The organism is Myroides sp. LJL115 (genome assembly GCF_054871665.1).
In genome coordinates, this window is record NZ_JBTXLS010000092.1 from 1 (window position 1) to 1,937 (window position 1,937).

The 1,937-nt window shown below is 32.1% G+C and carries 2 protein-coding genes and 1 pseudogene; all 3 read right to left on the reverse strand.

Annotation, left to right across the window (positions count from 1 at the left end):
• Nucleotides 1-178, reverse strand: a pseudogene (locus ACYSNX_RS13035) (IS256 family transposase); the annotation flags it as partial.
• A gap of 199 nt (nt 179-377) precedes the next feature.
• Complete coding sequence (locus tag ACYSNX_RS13040) at nt 378-848, reverse strand: hypothetical protein (protein ID WP_461755087.1); 471 nt, start codon at nt 846-848, stop codon at nt 378-380.
• A 22-nt stretch (nt 849-870) separates the two neighbouring features.
• Nucleotides 871-1,937, reverse strand: a 1,067-nt coding sequence (locus ACYSNX_RS13045) for an RHS repeat domain-containing protein (protein WP_461755088.1), incomplete at its 5' end; no start/stop codon positions are given.

Sequence of the window (1,937 nt, forward strand, 5' to 3'; positions counted from 1 at the left end):
TCTCCTCCTCTAAATGGTTCTCTAGTTCACCTTCTAACATAGTTTCTAGAAAGTGTTTTAAAAGGGGCGCAAAGACACCATCTGGACCATTCATTTTCTTACCTTGATAAATATCGGCCATAGCCTGTTCTTTGAAACTTTCGAAATCGAATCCGCTCTTTTTGTTGTTTGTGTTCATAAGACTAATTTACATTTTTATATGATATAATTAATTTTGTGACACAGTTGGCGGTACACCTTCATCTTCTCCGTTATTGATGCGTTTATTGCTAAAAGAAAAATACAATCTATTTTATAAAACAAAAACGCCAAGCTTTTAGCCTGGCGTTTTATTGTTATTTATATTTTAAAAAAGTTAAAACAACATTTCTGATACATTACCTTAACTTATTGCCATTTTTATCAGTAGCATAATTTTCCTTAATGTTTACACTAATATAATCGACTTCTTTTTTATACCTTTTATACTTACCATCATAATAAGTATACAAACTATCATTCAAAGTCTTTTTACTGTTATATAACTCTATAATGCCTAGTGAAGATTGACTAATAACCTTTGTGCTATCATCAATAACATCTATAAGTAACTTAGCATCTTTAGTAAATATAACACTTGCATACCAATCAACCTCATTAGTAATATCAACCAATTTAACATAATCATCAACTGGTTTTTTACTGTCATTATATATACCATATACTATCAATACATCTCTATTTCCTGTTTTCCAAATAGTAATACATCTATCCTCAGACAAACAATAAAATGACCGTGCACCATCAGATTTACAACTGTTTATCGTAAAAAAAAGTACTAATCCAAACATTAATATGATTATTTTCATTTATTTTAATCTTAGTGTCCTATTAAAATTTATAACCTGTTAGAAAAGGATTAGTTGCTTTCTGTAATTCTTTTTCAAGTTGTCGTTGTTTATAAATCGGATAACCTACATTATGACCTGCTCGCTCTGCTCTTTGCGTTGGCTGACCTTCTATTTCCCAACTTCTCCACTTAGATACATTCCAAGTTTGGTACTTTTGTTTGGTCTCAAGAGCATCAAAAGCTATTCTAGAAGCCCCCCAACCTTGACCATGCTTTCCAGCTACATAACCTGCAGAATAATTTCCGATATCCCTTGCTGACGCTACTTTATCATTAAAAGACATTCCTCTGTATGTATATATACCCTGTTTTTTTGGTGTTAAACCATTAGGCATATCATTTGTCTTAAAATCAAGAGGTTCTCCACCTTGGGCATTTGAGATATAATCCATTAAACCAATATTTTTAATTTCATTATTAAAGAAGTTTTGTCCAGATTTGTCATTGAGATCTATTTTTGCATCAATAACAGCACTACCATCCTCGTGGTGGAAAGAATATTCCGTAAGCATTTCGCCAACGACTTCTCCTGTGCGTTTACCATTACTATCTACTACATAAATATTTTTATCTGAATTAGCTTGACCTCCTACGACTTTATATGTGCCATCGTCATTCTTAGTAACATCTATATGTTCAGCAGCCATCCCAGTAGGATCAACCATATTTATGGGATTGTTGTGTACATAATGGTATGGTGTCCAGCCTGCGAACTGTTCCGCTAGTGGGTCAACATTCATCCATCTTCCAATAGCTGCATCGTAATTCCTAGCTCCGTAATCATAAACATTTAATCCTAGTTCTTCTTGATTCTCTTTACCATTGTATTGGTATTTAAAATCTTTCATTAAAGGATCATTCTTTTGATTATAACCTTTATGGGCTAATCCAAATGGATAATAATTAATCTGCTCAATAATCTCAGCTGTTTCTATCTTATTGTTACCGTCTTTATCACTATAAGATAGCCTTACATTACCTAATTGATCTACATATTGATATACATATTTATTTGTTTTAAAATCAAAAAAACCCTCAGTTGTAGGTA